The organism is Kitasatospora sp. NPDC085895 (genome assembly GCF_040702125.1).
In the GTDB taxonomy this organism is placed as follows: Bacteria; Actinomycetota; Actinomycetes; order Streptomycetales; family Streptomycetaceae; genus Kitasatospora; species Kitasatospora arboriphila.
Window position 1 is genome coordinate 1 of sequence record NZ_JBFBJY010000210.1, and the last position, 2,353, is coordinate 2,353.

The 2,353-nt window shown below is 69.8% G+C and carries 2 protein-coding genes; both read right to left on the bottom strand.

The window, feature by feature from the left end; translation table 11 throughout:
• Positions 1–612 precede the first annotated feature (612 nt).
• Positions 613–1,707, bottom strand: a complete 1,095-nt coding sequence (locus AB0442_RS42235; RefSeq protein ID WP_366168812.1) for a serine hydrolase domain-containing protein — start codon at positions 1,705–1,707, stop codon at positions 613–615.
• Between the two features lie 272 nt (positions 1,708–1,979).
• Positions 1,980–2,353 (bottom strand): hypothetical protein (locus tag AB0442_RS42240; RefSeq protein ID WP_366168813.1); only part of this gene is annotated, 374 nt, incomplete at its 5' end.

Below are 2,353 nucleotides of genomic sequence, written 5' to 3' on the forward strand. Positions count from 1 at the left end.
CTCATCATCATGACGATCTCGCCGTCACTGATCTCGGCGAGACGCCCGGTCTGGGCCACCAGGTGGTCCCGCAGGTCGCGAAGGTGCCGGTAGATCTCCTCTTTCGTCTCCACAGCCCAACTCTACATGACCGATAGATCATAAAAGCAGTGTGCGGGCGACCCGCCGGAGACGCTCGTGGGTTTCTGCAGCCGCCATTCGGAGACTGTCCGGGCCGCCGCGCCCTCGGCAGCCCTCCATCCGACGGTGGAGACCAGAGCAGCCCGAGCAACAAGTCCAGAACAGCTGCAGAAGCACCCGCCCCGAAGGAACCGTCCGCCGAACCGCCCCGGCCGATACAACAGCGCTGCACCGGTCCGGGCGTCCGGCCAGTGCGCCGCCGCTGCGGTGGCGGAGGCCGAGGGGCTCACCACCGCAGTCGACGCCGGATAGTGCTGTGACCGAGAAGGTTCACCGGGACGGTGATGGTGGGGGTCGGTCCGCTGTCACCCTGCGGGTCGGGGGCGCGCCCAGAGGTCCAGGCGGCCGCGGGCGCCGGCCACGTACCGGGGCTTCTGTGGAACCGGAGTGCCCATCACCACACAACGCCGTGCCTGGTGTCATGAGGTCTCGTCAGGCGCATAGGGCTGCCGCTTGCGCCTCCACCAGTCCCAGGCTCCGCGGGACGGGCTGCTCGCCCTTCAGGTCGGCCGCAAGGTCGAAGACGTTGACGGCGAGGACCAGTTGCCGCTCACCGTCGGCGGTGGTGAGTGAAACGCTGGTGAAACCGGGTCCACCGCCGTCTGTCTCCCAGACACTGATCGGCAAGGCGCCCGGGCCCGAACCGCACGGCAGTTCCATGCGCTGCACGCCGAGTCCGTACGCCGGCGTGTCGGGAAACTCCACCGTGGTCAGGAGTTCGCGCTGCTGGGCGGGGCGCAGCAGCTTTCCGGTGAACAGGGCTCGGTGGAATCGGGCCAGGTCGTCGACCGTGGAGATCATGGCGCCGGCGGTCCAGTCGTACGACGGGCTGAATCGGGTCACATCCTGTCCCTTGAGGTCGTAACCGTGCAGGTGAGGGCCGTGGATGGTGGGGTCGGTCAGTGGGAAGGAGGTGTCTTTGAGCCCGAGTGGGGCGAGAATCCGCCGGTGAATCTCGGCGGGCGCGCTGTGATGTGTGACTGCCTCGATCACCAGACCGGCGAGTAGGTAGTTGGTGTTGGAGTACGACCAGCCGCTGCCGGGCGCGAACTTCGGCTCGTGCCGGACGGCGCGGGCGATTACCTCGCGCGGGGTGTAGACGTGGTCCCAGTCGTGGCGTACCAGGTAGGGGGCGAAGAACTCCGCCTCGACGGTGGGGTCGTAGATGCCCGAGGTGTGGTTGAGCAGCTGCCGGACGGTGACGGCCCGTCCGTCGTTGCCGTTTCCCTGGACCATGCCGGGCAGCCACTTCTCCACGCTGTCGTCCAGTGAGAGCCGTCCTTCGCCCTCCAGCTGCAAGAGCACCGTCGATACGAATGACTTGGTGTTGCTGGCGATCCGGAACCGCTGGTGCGGCAGGGCTCGCTCGCCGGTCGCCGTGTCGGCGAGCCCGGCCGCCGTGCGCGACTCCTGCTCTCCATGCCTGACGTAGGCGACGGCTCCCGGGTATCCATCCGCAACCGCCTGCTTGATGCCCTGGACGAGGCCGGCGGGCGGCGATGCCGGCGCCCGCTCCGCGGCGGCCACTGGGTGGAAACCTGCCACCGCGACCAGGCACAGTCCCGTCCACAGTGCTGCGGCCCCCGTGCGTGCCCTCATCGATCTCCCCTGTTTCTGGTGTCCGTACCCGTGCATGTCCAGCCTGCCGGGTCGTCGCACCGGTCACCCATCCTGCTGGCACCCGGGTTGATGGGGGGTTGTCCCCATGCCTCAACCGCCCTGCCCCTCGCCCCCTGCGCGCATGGTGAGGCCCTGACCAGTGGTGAGCCCACCCCCGGCGACCCGGTGAACCTTCTCGGTCACAGCAATAGCTGCCGGGCACCGTCGCGGTCGGCGAGGGCAAGGCGGCCGATGAACCGGATCCAGTGGGCAACGGCGTCGCGATGGCCGTAGCCGTGGCGGTCAACGTCGGAGCGGGCGTCGTACCAACGGTCGGACCGGCCGTGGCGCCAGGAGTCGAGCTCGGCGCAGGCACCGCCGGGCAGGAGCCAGGCGTCGGCGAGGCGCCGCCGCTCGGCGTGGCGACCGGAGTGGAGTGGGGCTTCGCCGGCATCGACGCCGGGCACGCCTACGGCGAGGGCGACGGGGTCGGCCGCGGTGTCGGCGGGTGCGCCGGACGGGACGGGGTCGGGAGCACGGTCAGCGGCGCGTCCGCCTCGGCCACCGTGCCGGA